11 protein-coding genes are annotated in these 18,161 nt (G+C 41.1%); 2 read left to right on the top strand and 9 right to left on the bottom strand.

Features of this window, described 5'->3' with window-relative positions; translation table 11 throughout:
• Positions 1-17 precede the first annotated feature (17 nt).
• From BACPLE_RS16655 to BACPLE_RS16620, 8 genes are all read right to left on the bottom strand, one after another.
• Positions 18-812 (bottom strand): DUF1573 domain-containing protein, encoded by a 795-nt coding sequence (locus BACPLE_RS16655; protein ID WP_007564104.1) that lies wholly within the window; start codon positions 810-812, stop codon positions 18-20.
• A 20-nt stretch (positions 813-832) separates the two neighbouring features.
• The gene (locus tag BACPLE_RS16650) at positions 833-2,872 is read right to left on the bottom strand and encodes a S8 family peptidase (RefSeq protein WP_007564102.1); all 2,040 of its coding nucleotides are present in this window, start codon (positions 2,870-2,872) and stop codon (positions 833-835) included.
• A gap of 119 nt (positions 2,873-2,991) precedes the next feature.
• Positions 2,992-4,917, bottom strand: coding sequence for a BACON domain-containing protein (locus BACPLE_RS16645; protein ID WP_007564100.1), 1,926 nt, complete (start codon positions 4,915-4,917; stop codon positions 2,992-2,994).
• A gap of 15 nt (positions 4,918-4,932) precedes the next feature.
• Entirely contained in the window at positions 4,933-7,524 is a 2,592-nt protein-coding gene (locus BACPLE_RS16640; protein WP_040313416.1) for a DUF4458 domain-containing protein, read from the bottom strand.
• A gap of 10 nt (positions 7,525-7,534) precedes the next feature.
• Positions 7,535-9,106: a DUF5003 domain-containing protein gene (locus BACPLE_RS16635; protein WP_007564096.1), complete on the bottom strand. Its 1,572-nt coding sequence runs from the start codon at positions 9,104-9,106 to the stop codon at positions 7,535-7,537.
• Positions 9,107-9,131: 25 nt separating this feature from the next.
• Entirely contained in the window at positions 9,132-10,028 is an 897-nt protein-coding gene (locus BACPLE_RS16630; RefSeq protein WP_007564094.1) for a DUF4984 domain-containing protein, read from the bottom strand.
• A 22-nt stretch (positions 10,029-10,050) separates the two neighbouring features.
• Positions 10,051-11,565 carry a RagB/SusD family nutrient uptake outer membrane protein gene (locus BACPLE_RS16625; protein ID WP_007564093.1) on the bottom strand — a complete coding sequence of 505 codons (1,515 nt, stop codon included), beginning with the start codon at positions 11,563-11,565 and terminating at the stop codon, positions 10,051-10,053.
• A gap of 15 nt (positions 11,566-11,580) precedes the next feature.
• Positions 11,581-14,514 carry a SusC/RagA family TonB-linked outer membrane protein gene (locus BACPLE_RS16620; RefSeq protein ID WP_007564091.1) on the bottom strand — a complete coding sequence of 978 codons (2,934 nt, stop codon included), beginning with the start codon at positions 14,512-14,514 and terminating at the stop codon, positions 11,581-11,583.
• A gap of 482 nt (positions 14,515-14,996) precedes the next feature.
• On the opposite strand from BACPLE_RS16620, the gene BACPLE_RS16615 reads away from it, so the two are divergent.
• Together BACPLE_RS16615 and BACPLE_RS16610 are read left to right on the top strand one after the other, a co-directional pair.
• On the top strand, positions 14,997-16,028 hold the full coding sequence (locus BACPLE_RS16615) for an endonuclease/exonuclease/phosphatase family protein (RefSeq protein ID WP_007564089.1): 1,032 nt from the start codon (positions 14,997-14,999) through the stop codon (positions 16,026-16,028).
• A gap of 232 nt (positions 16,029-16,260) precedes the next feature.
• Positions 16,261-16,950, top strand: coding sequence for an HU family DNA-binding protein (locus BACPLE_RS16610; RefSeq protein ID WP_167535727.1), 690 nt, complete (start codon positions 16,261-16,263; stop codon positions 16,948-16,950).
• On the opposite strand, the gene BACPLE_RS16605 is transcribed toward BACPLE_RS16610, so the two are convergent.
• On the bottom strand, positions 16,874-18,103 hold the full coding sequence (locus BACPLE_RS16605) for an FtsX-like permease family protein (RefSeq protein WP_040313358.1): 1,230 nt from the start codon (positions 18,101-18,103) through the stop codon (positions 16,874-16,876). The genes BACPLE_RS16610 and BACPLE_RS16605 overlap by 77 nt on opposite strands.
• Between the last annotated feature and the right edge of the window lie 58 nt (positions 18,104-18,161).

Genomic DNA, 18,161 nt, shown 5'->3' with positions numbered 1-18,161 from the left:
CTTATTTATAAAAATTACTATTTTATATCCATACTTATTTTTATTGTCCTATCGGATGGTCGCCCAGAAATACCATCAAGTAAAATACTGAATGATTTCTGCCCCTTCTGTTCGAAAAGTTTTTTTCCATCCAGTTCCACAATCAAGAAGCCTTCTTGTGCAGGCTCCAAAACCTCAGGTTCCGTTCGTAAACTCAAGAATTCTGGAAGGAATCCCTTTACAGCACCAATCTTTAAAGGAGCACTTCCGGCATTAGCGCAAGCTATTCGCTCAACCTTACGCATAGTAGACGTTACAGTTCCCATATTTAGTGTTTTAGCACGTATTTTTAAATGCCCCATGGTATACCTGTAATCCTTCCATAAAGCAGCCGAAGGAGTTACCTTTCCCAAAATAGTCAATGCCGCAACCGGTCTTTTTTCTGAGATACTAGCATATACAAAAGCTCTGGTGTAAATAGTTCCCGGCTGTCCGAACGGATTATAAGTCAATCGAATCATCGCCTTTTCTCCTGGATTAATTATCGGAGAATCTATTTGAGCATTTGTACATCCACATGTAGTCGTAATCTTCGTTACCACCACCTTTTCCGTTCCGATATTCGTGCAAATAAAAGCGAAAACTTGCGGTTTATCATCCTCAGACAGAGTTCCTGCATTTATCTCCATACGTTCAAAACGAAGCATTTCTTCCGCATGCTCAACCAATACAGGATTCAGCACAGCATCAAGCTCCTTTTGAGAAAAGGCTTTCTGTGCCATCAAAGAAGACACAGAAAGCAATATGAACATCCAGATAATTACAGTTCTCATAAAAGCTCTATATGATTAGATTACATCCACCCGTTGCCAGTCGCTTTACGTACTGTAATCACAAATTCTTGTGTCTGTCCATCACTGCTAGTAACAGAAGCTTTGGTGGTTCCTACCTTAGTACCTTTTACCGTCAACTGATTGTTGTTCAAAGAAACAGCAGCAATACTGCTATCCACGACATTGAACTCTGTAGCAGTAACATTTTCTGCATAGACTCTGTTCAAATCTACTACCTCTGTGGCATCAAGGGCTACATATACATTAGGCACACGCATAGGCTGAGCACCGTAGTTACTGCCATCAATATTGTCCAGCACAGCTTGTGCATCTATCAAGCCTCCGATGTTATCTCTATATGCCGGCAAGTTCATTCTCAGATGAGGAGCAGCATCACCTACACTTCCCCAATTCTCCCAATAACTCTTCTCGCCTGAAAGATTGCTACTCAAATCTCTTACTGACGCCAGCAGCAAGTCTTTAAAATCCGCTGCACGATAATGCTTACGCAATTTGGCAGCATAAGACAAACCTAAAGCAGCTACTCCCGACACATGCGGACAAGCCATTGAAGTTCCATCCATATAACCATACCCACTTTGACTTGCTGTAAGATCGGAACCCTCAATAGCTGAATTCGGCATTGTAGAAAGAATAGATGCTTTTTCGCTCTTAAATGCATTAGCATCACCACCAGGAGCAGCAATCAAATTCTTACTTCCACTCGGGCTGACATAATTCGTATAACAAGAAGGTTTTCCAGCCGGATCAAGTGCAGTTACACAAACAAAGTCACCATAAGCTCCCGGATAGCTGACCATAGGAGCGTATTCATTACCTGCTGCAAAAACAGCAATACCTCCGTCAATTACTCCGTTAGGATCGCCAGCATTATGAATAAAATACTCCAAAGCCTCTTTCTGAAGTACTACAGAACTAGACCATTCTTCATCCGAAGTAAAGCCAGGAGTACCCATCAAAGGATTGATACGTCCAGATGAAGCAGACCAACTGCACTGCAAGATTACAGCTCCGTTATCCGCTGCATACTTAATAGCTTTAGCTTGATTTAAGACAGATGAACTACCATTTCCACTGAAAATCTGGCAAGACATAATCTTCACACCAGTTCCAGGAGTTCCATTACCTCCAGCAATTCCTCGAATACCTACTTCATTATTATCTGCAGCAATTACTCCTGCTACATGGGTCGCATGTCCTGTATCTCCTGTTTGCGTATATGAGATATGACCATTACCTGCAACAAAATTATAGCCATATTTGTCACCTGCATATCCATTGCCATCCGCATCTTCATCCGACCCGAATGTTTCAGCAGGATTAATCCACATGTTATTAGCAAGATCCTCATGATTATACATAACCCCTTCATCCACTACGGCCACAATAATAGAAGGATCTCCCTGGCATTTTTCCCAGGCTGTAGCACAATTTACATCGTATCCGGCACGAGCACCCTCAACCACAGTTCCGTCATTTCCTATACCCCACTGAAGTTTCATATTTTCAGCCTGGCTGCCTAATGTTTGAATAGCTTCTCTTGTAGCACTATTCAACCCCTTCGCTTTTTTTGTGGTATCATATCCTCTCTTTATAACCTGATTATATTCCACGGTTGCCACCTCAGAAAGTTTAGACATATCCAAGGCTACCTTATTCAGGTCCATATCCTTATCAAACTTCACCACATACCACAAATGCAAACCATTTTTACGGGTACGTTCTTCGTGACGTTTATCTACAGGAAAGACACGTTCAAAAGTATATGCACCGGCAATATCCAGTATTTCATCTACCGAAGGAATACTAGAACGAGTCTGCACTCCACTGCGGCTTAACATTTGAGCATTCTCAAGTACTTCTTCCACTTCTGGCTTAAATTTGATGAGAAGTTCACCTTCCACTGCCTCGTCAGCCAAGCCAGATATAGGAGCTACCGTATTTTCTTGCACACCCGATTCTAAGAACGTTTCAGAATCAGAGCAAGAAAACAATCCCATAGCACTCACAAGAGCGGCAAAAATATATTTTTTCTTCATCTTTAATCATTTAATTTTCGAACCATGCACCCCCCGGTCCATAACTTAACAGACCGGGAGTTTTGCAAAATTCTATTTTTATATTATTCAACTAAAACTATCTCTAAGAAATTCCTCTTTTAATTCTCTTCTGTAGAGTCATCTGTAATCTGAGGTTTTCTCTTAGGATACATTTCATAATAACTTGTCTTCCCTTCGCCATAATTACTCAAGTTTGTAGGCTCATTACTAAACGTCGTAATAACCTCACCCTTTGTATTCTTAGCTTTTGAAGCCGTAGTACTAAGTTCCTGCTGGAAAATCATAGTAAACGGATCCCAGAAAGTAAGATATGGATGATATAATATCCAATCAGGCAACTTTCCGGTCAAGAAGTTCAAGTTCAAAGAAAGACTCTTCATCTTCGGCCAAACCCTAGGAGCTCCTCCATTTGCCAGCAAATATTTTTCAGCATCCTGAATTGAAATGGTATCCTTATACTCAGCATTCTGGATATAGCTTTCCGTATAAACCTTATCTGCACCAAGAAGCTGTTTAACTTCTGCATCCGAAGGCAACTGACCATCAAGCATATTCAAGGACAATGACAAACATTCAAGTTCTTCCCATTTCAGCAATTCTTTGAAATAAGAATTATTATATCCTTCTGCCGGAGTAAGAAATCCTTCTCCAAAACCTGTAGTCCAACGGAAACCTAACTTTTCATCTTTCTTATTTGTATAGGCTGAAAGGTCTTTCGTTGTATCATAACGATTAATCTTATTCAGATACAAATTGCGTAAATGCGGGAAATTCTCCCGAGTAATACTCTCAATACCTAAGACTTTCACTCCATTTATAGTACTGCCAGACTTACCCATCACCTCAAAATTGTTGCTACTCAAATCCAAAGAGATAAGTGTCTTTCCAAACTCAGTAAAGTTTACCGGCAGTCCCACTAAACCATAAGCACGTACAGTAAGTTTACGCAAGTTGCCATATTTCACCAGGTCACAAATTTCATTTCCCAATACAATATTCTTTAAGAATGTATTAGAGTTTCCTGAGAAAGTAATTGATTCCGCTGTTTTAAGATATTTCACTTGATAGGGAAGCGATTCTTCTGTTTCAAATAAAGTAAACTCTACAGATTTCAAACGGCCAACCAGTTCTTCAGGCACTGGAGCAGAATAATTAATCGTTCCGTCTGCTTCTATCTTGATATATTTGTCAGTAGCTTCCCAAAGTTCTACACCTTTCCAGTATCTCATATTCTCACTGGCATCCCAGGCAAACAGACCGTTCATACTGCTGTATATAGAGAGAATAGCCAGAGAGTCACCAGCTCTGTCATCAGTAATTACCGGAGCTGCTTTCTGAGTAACTACCAGTTTTATCGCTCCGTCTCCTTCCGTATCAGATGTTTCCTGCGGAGTAATAATCACTTCAGCTGTACGTGCTTTTTCACTCATGTTGACATCCCAGTCAAAATGCAATTTCAATAAACGCGGACGATCACCATACTCATAATTGGGAGTTTCTTTCTTGTATGTCAGCCATTCTTTATCAACAGTTCCGTCTTCAGCCGGCAAGTTGTTGACTTGCACATCAAAATTCACATTGGCCATCATTGTAACCTCAAAGAAACGCTCCTCCAGTTTTGCTGAATTCTCTACAGAAATCGTTCTGTCTTCTTCACTTACAAAGATACCTTTTGCATATCCCATCTGCATTACTTTTACAGTAGTTGCAGAAGTCTGACCTGCCGCCATAAAAGTAATAACACCTTCGCGCGGCTCTGCCACTACAGATGAGTCTACTAAAACTTCGCAAATAGCCGATCCTTCGCCATTGGAAGGACTAAACTTCAACCAAGAACTTTCTGAAGTTCCCTGCCACTTGACATTGCCTTTTATCTCCAGCAATTCGCTACCACCATCGGCCCCGATAGCAATCTCCGTCTTATCAATAGAGAATTCTGACACGACATTGTCTTCTTCCTTACAGGATATCGCCAATACCATGCAGGCCGAAATAATCATTATAGTATTAAAAAATCTTTTCATACATTATTTCTTAAATTATTCCAAAGTCAGATAATCACATCCACGAATATCTTGTGTCGTATCATAAATCAGCAAATACATGCCAGCCTTGATATAAGGACAAACAGATGATACATTAAGAATGAGGTTAGGGTTATCACTTACATCGAGTGTATTGATAAGATACGAAAGTTTTTCTGTCTCAGGAACCTTTCCAATATCATTTCCACCCAAAAGCAATGCACGTAAGCCTTTGTGGTTACCAATATTTGTAGGCCACTCCTTATATACACGGTTACCGTCATCATCACGCTGATTACGCATAATCAATGTATTCAGATAAGAAATATTTGCCAATCCCCATGGGAATGCCGACAACTGGTTTCCGCTTATATCAATACCATACAAGTGTGGCATAGTGGTTCCGTTCAAATCATCCGGAAGTTTTTCCAAACGGTTATTTGATAAGTCAAAGCTTGTCATCATATACACTTTGGCACCCTTCATATCTTCATTGGTAAAATCCTTGATTCTATTTCCACTAAGATTCAGCACCGTCAATGGAGAATTAGTCTTAAACAAATCTGCCGGGAACTTTTCTAGTTCATTGCCAGCCAAAGACAACTCATTCACATTGATTCCTTTCTTTGTAGCAACCTTCTTAATCTTGTTATAAGAGAAGTTCACAGAAGCCATTATATAAATTGAGCTTGCGTCAAATATATCTGGAAATTCTGTCAGTTCATTGTGTGAGAAAGACAATGATTCCACATCGTCCATACCACAGAATATACCATTCTCATCTGTAGCAATACTTGCAATCTTATTATAATCAAAAGTACCCTGAACCAAATTTACATCTTTTCCAAAAGCAGGTAGAGCTGTCAACTTATTGTATATCAAATCAATCTTACCCAGCTTCTTCATCTTAGAAACTTCTGCCGGTAAAGATGCGATATTATTATAACCTAAGTAAAGAATCTGTAAAGATTTACCTGCATCACCCTCTGCCAATTTTTTTATTCCGTCTGGGAACGCTGCCGCTAACTGAGGATTCATTGCCATATTCAACTGAGTCAGATTCTTCATTCTAGCCAGCTGATCAGGGAATGCTGTCAGGCGAGAACAATTGTAAATTTCAAGGTCTGTACAACTTTCCAAATCACCCAAAGCTTGAGGTAACTCTGCAATAGGTGAATTGGCAATATACAACACTTCAAGCTTCTGCAACTTTCCAATTGCTTCACTGATACCTTTAATGCCGTTGGTCATATCACCATGAATTACATCCTTAGGCTGTACTATGGATTTCTTGATAGCCGGTTGCCCGGATTCTACCATACAGCGTTGCATCTGCACATCCCAATCCTGTCTGGAATCGCGCAATGCAAAATTATCCATGTAGTCAGAACGAAGTTCTTCAAGAACTGCAGGAGTCAAGCCACCCTTTAAATCAGCCAACGGATTTTCCCCGGGGCGCAATTTATCATTGTGTGTACCCAAAGCCAAACTTTGAAGTTCTGTAAACTCGCCAATCACATCAGGTACCTCTCCTGTCGGATTAAAATCACCAATAGACAGACCTATCACACGACCATTCTTGTCAAGGCTTACTCCCGGCTGGTCGCCCCACATGTCCACATCTTTATTTTCAAAATCCCAGTTAGTTCCTTGCGGATAGCTTTCACCAACATAAGACCAGTTTTGTCCTCCTAGCTGCTCCCACAAAGTACGAAGATTATAATAATCTTTTATGTTTGCAGCTGTTTCCAATATAGTAACAGGAACTTTTGCTTCCGTCTGCTTGTTATCAGTGACCGTAAATGTAGCCTCACCTAATACCTCATCATTAAAATATTGCAAAAGTTCCGTACGGTTATATGCCGCGTACGAAAGAATCTTGTAATTTCCAGCCTCAGCTGTAACAAGTGTATCAATTCTCCCTACAGAAGTACGATAACCGATACCCTGACCATCAAAGTCCTCTACATACGTTACTTTCAAAGACTTAAACTCCTGGGTTTCCTTCGTATCCATATTCTGTACCTTTATGTCCACTTTATTAATATCACTAAATGGATAAGGTTCAGAATCACTTGCACCACGAGATGACTGAATATTCTTAATCAATTCAAACTTTACTAGACCTTTACCGATTGCATCCACCAGCAAGTCTTGCATAACAAGCCCACCACTTACAATTGTAAAGGTTGTTTTTTCAGACGGGATACCAGCAAAAATAGGCTCTTTCTCCGCTCTATCGTAAAGATAAAAACCTACCACGGTATATTCCCCCGGCTGCAATTCCAGTTTGTCACTACGCAAGCCATATTCTGCACTTTGTTCATCATACGCATGCAACATAAGTGTCTGAGAGAAGTCATAATCATTGCTTCTCAACACCACTTTCACTTTATTTGCCTCATAAAGTGAATCAAGTACATTTCCACCTGCACGAGAGGCCTCATCCTTTACATAAGATGCGCTCTTGTACACCTTAAACTGTACATAACCGTTACCGGTCTGAAACACTTCCTTGTCATCATTACATCCAAAACCTAAAAATAACAACGACAGAAGAATCAGGTTAGTACAGATCACATGTATATTTCTTAGTTTCTTAATCATATCATGCATTTTATTGGATATTTAATATCAATACTTTACAAACCATTCCAAAATCATCTTTAAATATAACAAGTAAAGATTCATTTCCACACTGGAAATACACATTACTGTTTTCATAAGTATCCCCCTCTTGGCTTACCGCAATCGATGAATCCGGACTCCATGGATCAGAGAAAGATCTTACTTCACATGAACCGATAGGAGAATTTTCACCAAAGTAGTTTTTGATATAAGGAGTAATGATCACCTCGCTCTTTGCCGATACAGAATAATTAAATATATAATCATTCTTATTCTCATTATCTGCAAAATAAAGTTGATTAACAGCCTCCAGCACATCCGGATTCAAGATTTCTCCCATGCCCTGGGTAGCTTCGATATCACCTTCACCATTTACATTTACTTTCACAGGAGCAACAGAAGAAGTTTGTGAACTTTCCTGATCAAATACCATCACAATATATTCATCACTCACATCCTCAGAAAGATCCGTTCCCTCAGAATTTAACAAAGTATTCATATCAGACCATGTACCTCCATGAGAAAGTTCATCATACACACTTTTAGGGAATACCAGTATATAACCTCTTCTTTTGGCAGATGTATTTTCCTGCACATTACACAACTCCAAATTCCCATGAGCATCATCTTTGATATCAAAGAACGCTTTTGCTCCATCAACTCCATCTATCCAAAGATAGTCTCCATCCTGATAAACAGCCTTCACCACATATTCACTGTTCTTTGCTAAGACTCTAAATGACAATGGGAAAGAAAGTTTTTCAGGTTCGTCATCACCTTCTGTCAATCCGCCTGTCCAGTATTGCAGTCCATCCGTTGAAACACTCCAGTTCCACTTCGTAGAAATTCCTCTAATAACCAACTCATCAGCAGGCAATCCTGTATATTTCACAGGTACATCTGCATAACGATCTTCTCCCTGCATCTTGAAGCGAAAGCTTCCTGTCCATTCATTTGCCAAATAATCATCTGTAATCTCCACGGTAAGTTCTGCTTTCTGATGCATGCCTCCTTTCACTGGAGGATTCTTCACTGCTAACCATTCTGGCAATGAAGCCTGATCAAATTCCCAAGGGAAATTCAACGTAAAGCTCTCAGTAAAGCTCAAAGTGGTACTTGTTCTAGAGAAATTCAGCAATAATGGAGACTCTTCCGTAAAAATTTCACCTTCTTCGCCTACTGCCAGCAACATCTCACCCTGACGAGTCAGTTTTGCAATGACTTTTTCCACATCACCCTGTTTCAAGGTAATTTCGGCCTGCATTTCTCCATAATTCAGCATGTCTTCATTTACAGACACCTGTACGGCTTGCTTTCCTGCCTGCCCGCTAATAGAAGTCATTCCATTAGAGAATCTACACCACAAAGTTGAAGAATACAGTTTCCAATCCATTGAGGCATCAAAAACAATTTCAACAGACTCTCCTGCCTTCACCGAGAGGATTTGTTCTTCTTCCGGGAAAGAAGGAGTCACAGGTGCCCCCTCATCCTCAGAACAAGCCACAACCATCGCAGCTACAGCTATAAGCCACATTTTTGATAATATGTTTATATATTTCATACGTCTATTCTTTTGACATTACGTGTTAATATCCTTGTTTCTTCAGATAATTATATTCCTCTTCAGAAATCCATTCAACTACAGTCGGGTATGTACCTATCGGACCAGCTGACTCATATCCCTCCACATAGAAAGTGTGATACAGCAGAGCAAAACCCTGACATACATTAAAGTATGAAACTGCTCCTGTATAAGGCACAGCCAAAACCATGTCTGTTCCCAATACCGCTCCACCACTAATCTCTGACAACTTGGTAACCGCTTGAGTTTCCATTTCCACCTTGGGTTCAAGGGGTTTCTGCGTATTAAAACTGATTTTCAGGTCCATTCCATCCAGGAAGAAGTCATTAATAATAACTCCGTTCTCTTTTTCCGGATCTTGCTCTACAGTCACCAAACGGAATTCCGTATCCTGCATATAATCCGTAAAGAAATTGGAAGTAACTTTAGCATATCCTATAAAACGCTGAATATCAAACGGGCAAATCTTTACAAGCTGTACCTTTGTTTCATCCCCGTATATATCCCAGATTTTTTCTTGTGGTGCAACCAGTCTCAGATTGATACCCAAAGAGTCTGTATCCTCAAAGTTCTCATAGAAGCCTTTGATTTTTACAGAAGAAGCCAATTCTCCAGCCTTAATGGTAACAGAGTTTGACTGCAGTTCATAGTGTAATCCTTCAATGGCATTACTTCCCTTATCGACTACCTCTACGGCATACGTACGATCATAATCACATGCCGTAGTGGCAGAAACAGGAATATCATAATAGGTCTCTGAGTTTTGTATAGCAATGGTCTGCAACGAATCAGAAAACATTACATAGTCAGGACCTGCATAGGAAACACGGTCTTCGCTACATCCAACAAACAATGTGGCAGCAAAGGCAATTATTCCCAATTTTCCGAAAAATCTTTTCATCGTTATTCCTTTATATTATTCGTTATTTATTACTTTCATTCGGTTCAATGGCAGAGCCCGGCAAATCAAGTTCATGCTGCGGAATTGGCCATACAAACAACGGATTGCCAGCTTCTATTTTCAGACTGCTTCCATCGCTCACACTTTGTTCCTGAGGTTTACGTTCAAAGCCTTTTCCCCAACGTTTCAAATCCTGCAAGCGGAATCCTTCCATAAACAATTCACGAAGACGCTCCTTGTCAATTTCATCCAGCCAGTTTTCTGAAGTCAGAGTAGCAGAACCATACGATTGATAACGTGCCTGGCGCAAAGTAGAAATATCAGCAGATGCCTTTGCAAAGTCTTCTTTCTGACAATATGCCTCTGCACGAATCAGATACTGTTCTGACAAGCGGAATACTTTCGGCATATTCACATGATAAATACGGTAATTAGAAACAAACTCCATGTTTCCATAATACTTCATCAGCAATGGCCAAACCAAACCATGAGAATATCCGGTCGGCATATCCTGAAAGAAAGAAGCATAACGCAAATCATTTCCCTCATACGTGTTCAGTGCAGCTTGTCCAGGTACATAATCCGGACGATAACTGATCTCATCAAAGTTCAAGAATACCTGTCCCAATGCACCACCATAGGATGTGGGCAAGAAACCTACTTTCCAGATAGTCTCAGTAGAGGCATCATATTTCCACATATAGTCATAATATGACATATCGTTTGTATAGACTGTAGTGGCACTTGAAAGCAGATACAAATCACTGTCTATCAACTTAGAAGAATACTTAATGGCATTATCCCAATCCTGCATATAGAGGTATACACGAGCCATCAGTGCCTGCACCGTAAATTCATTGAAATAAGGTGAATCATAATAGTCAGATGCCACAAGCGTAGTACCTTCATCCGGCTCCATATAATCATAAGCCTTTGCCAAATCATTCAGGACAAACTGATATGAATCATACAAAGAGGCACGCTTCATTTCGCCCGGGTTAGAATAGCTTGATACCAGCACTACACCCAGTTCATCCTTAGCAGTAGCCGGATCGTATGCCTTACAGAAACATTTGATTAATTCTGAATAAGCCAGAGCACGGGCAAAATATACTTCTCCCTTATACGCTTCCAGTTTCTCGTAAGCATCATCATCTACAATGTCATTTTCCCATTTAGCCACTTGTTCAAAGAAGAAGTTACAGTCACCAATCACTTTGTAAAGTGAACCGTAAACTGCTTCAATATCTGCATTGGTAGGATTGATGTTCCAGCGCCAGATATCTCCATAAGTATTGGAGTAGCCATTTACAGCATATACCAAATCTGACTGGATATCAGGCAACAAAGTCAGATTACCACTATACAGATAACGACTCATGAAGTCTGAGTAAATTCCCATGACAGCCTGATTGGCTTCTTCCACTGTAGTAATGGACTGATCGGCCAGAATAGCATGTGTAGGGTCCTTGTCCAAACATGAAGTAGAGAACAGCATCGCCGCTACTCCTAATAAATATATTTTAAAGTTTCTCATCGTTGTCTTCAGCTTTTAAAAATTCAATTCTACGCCCAAAGTAAACTGACGTGACATAGGATACTGTGCACGGTATATGTTAGAAGAAAATTCTGGATCAAGTCCGGTGAACTTAGTAAATGTCAATAAGTTCTGTCCTTGTACATACACACGCGCTCCGTTAAAGAATTTCGTACTTTTCAATACACTCTGAGGTAGATTGTAAGAAAGCATCAGGTTCTTCAAACGCAAGAAGGAAGCATTTTCCAGGTAATGCGTATCAAACTGAGGTGTGATTCCATGGCGAGGAATATCTGTCACATCTCCAGGTTCTTTCCAGCGGTCATAAAGCAAACGTTTTGACTGGTTATAAGAAGTATACAAACCATTACTTTCATCCATAATACGGTCATTGTTGTAAGCCCAACGGTCTGCCATCCAGCTGAACTGTGCAGAAAGCATCAAGCCTTTCCATGAAAGTGTTGTTCCGAAACCACCCTGCCAAGGAGCAATGAAGCTCTTTCCTTCAATCAACACACGGTCTTCTTCGCTGAACACATTGGTAATCTCACCGTCTTTAGTATACCAGAGTGCATCTCCGTTTGCCGGATTCACACCTGCATAACGTACCATGTAGAAGTTTGCTACATCGTGTCCTACTGCATACATGTTTACGTTACTGTCTACATACTGGTCAATTCCGTTATAAAGTTCCGTAAGTTTGTTCTTATTGAAAGAAGCATTGGCAAACACATTCCAGGTAAAATCTTTTGTACGGATAATGTCTGCATCTACCGACAATTCGATACCACGGTTAACCATTGCACCTACATTGTCCCAATAAGATCCGTAACCTCCATCGGCATAGCTTACAGGCACCTGCATCAACATGTCAGTAGTCAGCTTATTATAAAATTCGGCTGTAAAGTTTATGCGGTCAAAGAAGCCCAGACGCAATCCTACGTTAGTTGTCCAAAGTTTTTCCCAAGTAAGATTCTCATTTCCACGCTGTGAAGGTTTAATTCCTGTTTCACCCAGATAGTTGGAACTACCTGTCACCAAAGCCAGATGTTCATAGTTAGAAATAGAAGAGTTACCAGAAGTACCTGTACTGAATGTCAGCTGAGCATTGGTAAGCCAGTCATAACCCTCAAAGAACTCTTCCTTCTTGAAGTCCCACATCAGACCTACAGACCAGAAACCAGCCCAACGATTGTCTTTACCAAAACGTGAAGAAGCATCTGCACGTACAGAGAAGTCTGCATAATATTTGCCATCCAGGTTATACTCACCACGTCCAAAGAAAGACAGGAAAGCATATTCCGTAGTAGAATCGCCCCATGAAGCTGCAAATGAACCTGACGAAAGATTTACCAGCGCGTCATTGTTCTGCTTGCTTGTAGTAACATTGAAATTCTCAGAATGATAATTCACCCCTTCCTGACCCAACATAAAGTTGAAATCATGTCTGTCGTTCAGGTTAAAGCGATAATTAACCGTATTGGTAATGGTCAGAGTCAGGTCATCTAACGATGAGCGTCCGGCACTACCTAATCCAGCATTCAGAGAATAACTTGGAGTAGAGGTAGAGAAAGCAGTATCATGTGAATAGTCCACACCAAACTGAGAACGGATTGTAAGTCCTTCAATCGGAGTCACTTCAGCAAAAACCGATGAAATCACTTTATAGGTTTTATATGTGATCGGATTGTTAGTCAACCATTCAATAGGGTTTACTCCACTTCCCTTCCAGGTTCCATCATTGGTAGAAGCCAAAGAACCATCTTCATTGTAAGGATTCCAGTAAGGCAACATAAAGTGTGATGCTGAAATCGGCGCATAAATGGCATAATATCCATCCACAGCCTGCTGTGTTTCCTGATAGGCAAGCATGGTACTTGTTCCCAGTTTCAACCATTCTTTGGCACGGTTCTCTACGTTGGCACGCACATTATAACGACGGAAAGAGGAACCGAAGGTAATACCATCCTGATCAAAGAATCCTCCCGACACATAATAGTTCGTTTTTTCGGTAGCACCATTCACGGCAAGTTCGTAACTCTGGGTAGGAGCATTGTTGTTAAACACTTCATCCATCCAGTTTACGTCTATACCTCTTACCTTATCATAATACTCATCACCGAGGTCAAGACCAATTTCTTTTTCATATTGTATACGTTCTGCCGTATTCATCATGTCCCAGTTGCTTCCGGCCAGCTGTGAGAATCCCCACTGACCACGGAAAGTCACATTGGCATCTCCTACGTTACGTCCACGCTTAGTGGTAATCACCACTACACCGTTTGCGGCACGGGCACCATAGATAGAAGTAGAAGAAGCGTCTTTCAACACTGAAATGCTTTCAATGTCACTAGGACTGATTGAATTAAAGCTTGATGATTCTACAGGCACTCCATCCAAGATAAACAACGGAGTAGTACCAGAGTTAATAGAGTTTGTACCACGAATCTGGAAAGTGGCTGCACGGCTAGGTTCACCAGAAGCTGCCATCACGGTCAAACCCGGTGTCTGTCCCTGCAATGCCTGGTCAAAGCTGGCAGTAGGTACATTTTCCAGTTTCTCACTTTTCACAGTCGATACAGAACCGGCAATGGTACCTTTCTTACGCACACCATACGCCACGACTACCACATCGTCAATCATCTGTGAATCGTCCAACATTGTTACATTCAGCACACCGGTACGTGAATTCACTTTCAACTCTTGTGTCTGCATACCGATATAAGAGAAGACCAAAGTAGCTTCGCCACCCTGAATCTGCAACTCATAGTTACCATCAATGTCGGTAACCACTCCATTAGTAGTTCCTTTTTGCAAGATAGATACTCCAATCAGAGGTTCGTTGCCTGTCTTCGACACAACGTTACCTTTTACCCGATACGACTGGGCCAAGGCTGACTGAATACCTAACACTGCAAAAAAGAGTAACCAAAGACTAAATCTTTTCATCTTTTGCCTGTTATAAAATAATTAATGATTAAATAAAAAATTTCAGCTAAAAACAAAAATATAGGTACCGGCTCTATTTATGAATACAGCCAGATATAACACCAAAAGGCCTACTTCGCACAAGAAAGTACCTTTCAGAAAAAAATACGAACAACGTCATCAATAAAAGTCCCCTCTGGAACCCAATAGATATACTAAATGAATCTCGCGATTTCACGTTACGAAATAATAAATCTTGATTATTAACGCCAATAATCATATAAAATGAATTTATATTCATGTCTCTCTACCCATATAATAATTTAGGTTGCAAAGGTATATAAAAACTATAATATGACATATTTTTATCTATTTTTATTTTACCTACAGTAAGGCATTAACCAAATAAATATAAAACAAAAGGTATTTTTAATCATAAGTATACAAAAAACACCAATTCCTTCTATCTTTACCCACAATTATTTACTTTTAACTTTCAAACTATGAAAAAACTACTTTTACTATGTGGATTATGTGGTATAATAGGATGCAGCAAAGTCAATGCACAGACTGAACTGAAAGTCCTGCAATGGAACATCTGGCAGGAAGGCACAATGGTTCCCGGAGGATATGAAGCCATTGTTTCAGAAATAGCCCGGTTGGAACCGGATTTCGTAACGTTCAGTGAAGTCCGGAATTACCACCAAACCCGTTTTTGCGACCGTATCGTCACCTCTTTACGAGAAAAGGGAAAAACCTACTACTCGTTCTACAGCTACGACTCCGGCCTGCTCAGCAAACATCCCATCACTGATTCTACCACCGTCTTCCCTGAAAAGAATGACCACGGCAGCATTTATCGTATGGTAGCTTCAGTCAATGGGCAACAGATTGCCGTATACACAGCCCATCTGGATTACCTGAGTGATGCGTATTATAATGTAAGAGGATACGATGGTTCTACATGGAAGGAGATTCCGATTCCAGAAACTGTACAAGAGGTACTGGCCATCAATGATGCCTCTCAACGAGATGATGCAATCCGTGAATTTGTCAAAGCCGCGAAGAAGGATATAGCAGAGGGAAGAATGGTGATACTGGGAGGAGACTTCAATGAACCGTCACACCTGGACTGGACACGAGAGACCAAAGATCTGTATGATCACAACGGCCTAATTGTACCCTGGACTGTACCACTGATTTTGGATAATAACGGATTTGCAGATGCTTACCGTACCCTTTATCCTAACGTACTTGATTATCCTGGATTCACATTTCCATCCGACAATGAGAAAGTCCCTACCCAGAAACTGACTTGGGCACCTAAATCGGATGAACGAGACCGTATAGACTACATATTCTATTATCCACACCCCCAACTGGAATTAAAAAATGCAGCTATCTTCGGCCCCCAAGGCAGTATCGTAAAAAACCAGCGGGAAAAAGAAACGTCTAAAGACCCGTTTATAGAGCCATTAGGTACTTGGCCAACCGACCACAAAGGCGTATTCGTAACGTTCTTACTGAAAAGATAAAAATATACTTTCACTCATTTGTTTTTTTCAGGAGAAAGTCTTCCTATGTCTTCTTAAGTCTTCATATGTCTACAAAGCCCCTAAGAGAGTTTTTATCTTCGCACAGGAGACTACTATGTTTTCCTGACGAAAACCCAACGTTTTCCGAACCGAAGACGTTGGGCTTTGCTCAAGGAAACATACGGTCCGGATATTGAAAACATAAATAGTAACTTGTAAAAAATTAAAAGACATGGAAGCACAGTATGATTTTCTCCCCGTACCGGGTACAAAGAACGGTGAAAAGAACCCAAAACTTTACCCTAAGCTCGTAACCAGAGGAGCTGTTCCCTTCAGCGACATCATCCGTCAGATAGCCCGTTCTTCCGGATTCAAGGAAGGAACCGTGATTGGAGTAATGGAAGAAGTGGAGAAATGGACATCTTTCTATATTTCCAGAGGAGAATGTGTAGAAATAGGACACATGGCCTATGCGGTAGCTAATCTGAAAGCTGAAAAGGAGGTGACAGATGAAAATGGAATTCACGCACAAAACATCCGATTCGATAAAGTACGGTTTCGCACAAGCAAAAGCTTCAATCGGAGATGCAAAGGCCAGGAACTTTCGCGAGTCAGAACGGAATGGAAATTTCAGCAAAGTTCAGCCCGCTACTCGAAAGAGGAACGACTACAACTGCTCATGGAGCATTTGCAACAGCATCCGTTTATCACACGAACGGAATACGGTCAACTGACCGGATTGCAAAAATCAAAAGCCTGGAAGGATTTGAACGGATGGGTAAAAAGCAAAATTTTAGGAAGCAAAGGGAAAGCACCTCATAAAATCTATATACTTCCGGAAGAAACTACTTCGACAGCAACCGACGACTCAAGTAACGCACCGGATACCAGACAGAAAGAAAGCCTACAGCCAGCACGGTAAAGAAAATAAGCACTACGTCCTCCCAGTGCACACTGACGGGATAGGCGTCGACAATAAAGCTGCCGGCAGCTCCTAAGGAAATCAACCCGAAAGTCTGTTGCAACCAGCAAAGCAGCACACCTAACACAATACCCGACACGGCTCCGATAAATGAAATCAGACGCCCTTCAAAAAGGAAGATACGCACAATCTGCCGGTCGTTTGCCCCCAGGTTACGAAGCGTAACTACATCGTCACGCTTATCAATAATGAGCATGGACAGAGAACCGATGACATTGAAGCAGGCTATCATCAGGATGAAGGTCAGAAACAAATAGGATATAAATTTCTCTATTTTCATGATACGGAACGTGTCGGCCTGCTGTTCATAACGGTCGAGCACACGGAAGCGTTCACCCAAATGTTTTTCCAGTTTGCGCTTAAAGGCATCTATATCGGTGCCTTCCTTCATTTTCAGGTTAATGGCACTGACTTCGGTAGTGTATTGAAACAACTGTCGGGCAAACTTCAAAGAAGTAAGGATATAGGAGCCATCGTATTTCTCCTGATTCACGGCAAACACCAGTCCGGACGAGAACAGGTTTCCTCCTGTAAAGGAAGCTGCCGGATTGGCCATGTTCACTTTAGCCCCTCGCTTGGGAGCATACACTTCCAACGGATCAAGGAAACGAATGCCGGTACCCAAGGTAGCCAGCAACTGCACACCGGGAATGGCATAGTCCACCACCTCATCATGAAGCAGCAGTTCTCCTCTTCCGAAAAGTATGGTATCAATCGGTGTCAGTTCTTCAAAGTTATCTTCTACTCCTTTTATCACAGCCATGGCCTGACGCCCCTGATACTGCACCAAGGCATTGTCTTCCAACGATTCGGACACCAATGCCACCTCGGGCATCTTCCGAATAGCAGCGATATCTTTATCCTGTCCGTCGAACACTTTCCCGGTGGTGGGTACAATTTTCAGTTCTGGATCGAAAGCCGTGAACAAGTTGGATACCAGGTCCTGAAAACCGTTGAATACAGACAAGGTGCAGACTAAGGCCAATGTAGCCAACGCTACTCCACATACGGAAATCCCAGAAATCACATTAATGGCATTATGAGATTTCTTGGAGAACAAATATCGTCGGGCTATGTAAAAAGGAAAGTTCACCGTTATACCTTATTTATATATAACACAAAATAAAAACCCACAGAAGCCGGAAGCAACG

Source organism: Phocaeicola plebeius DSM 17135 (assembly GCF_000187895.1).
GTDB lineage: Bacteria > Bacteroidota > Bacteroidia > Bacteroidales > Bacteroidaceae > Phocaeicola > Phocaeicola plebeius.
This window is presented reverse-complemented; position numbering and strand designations above follow the sequence as displayed.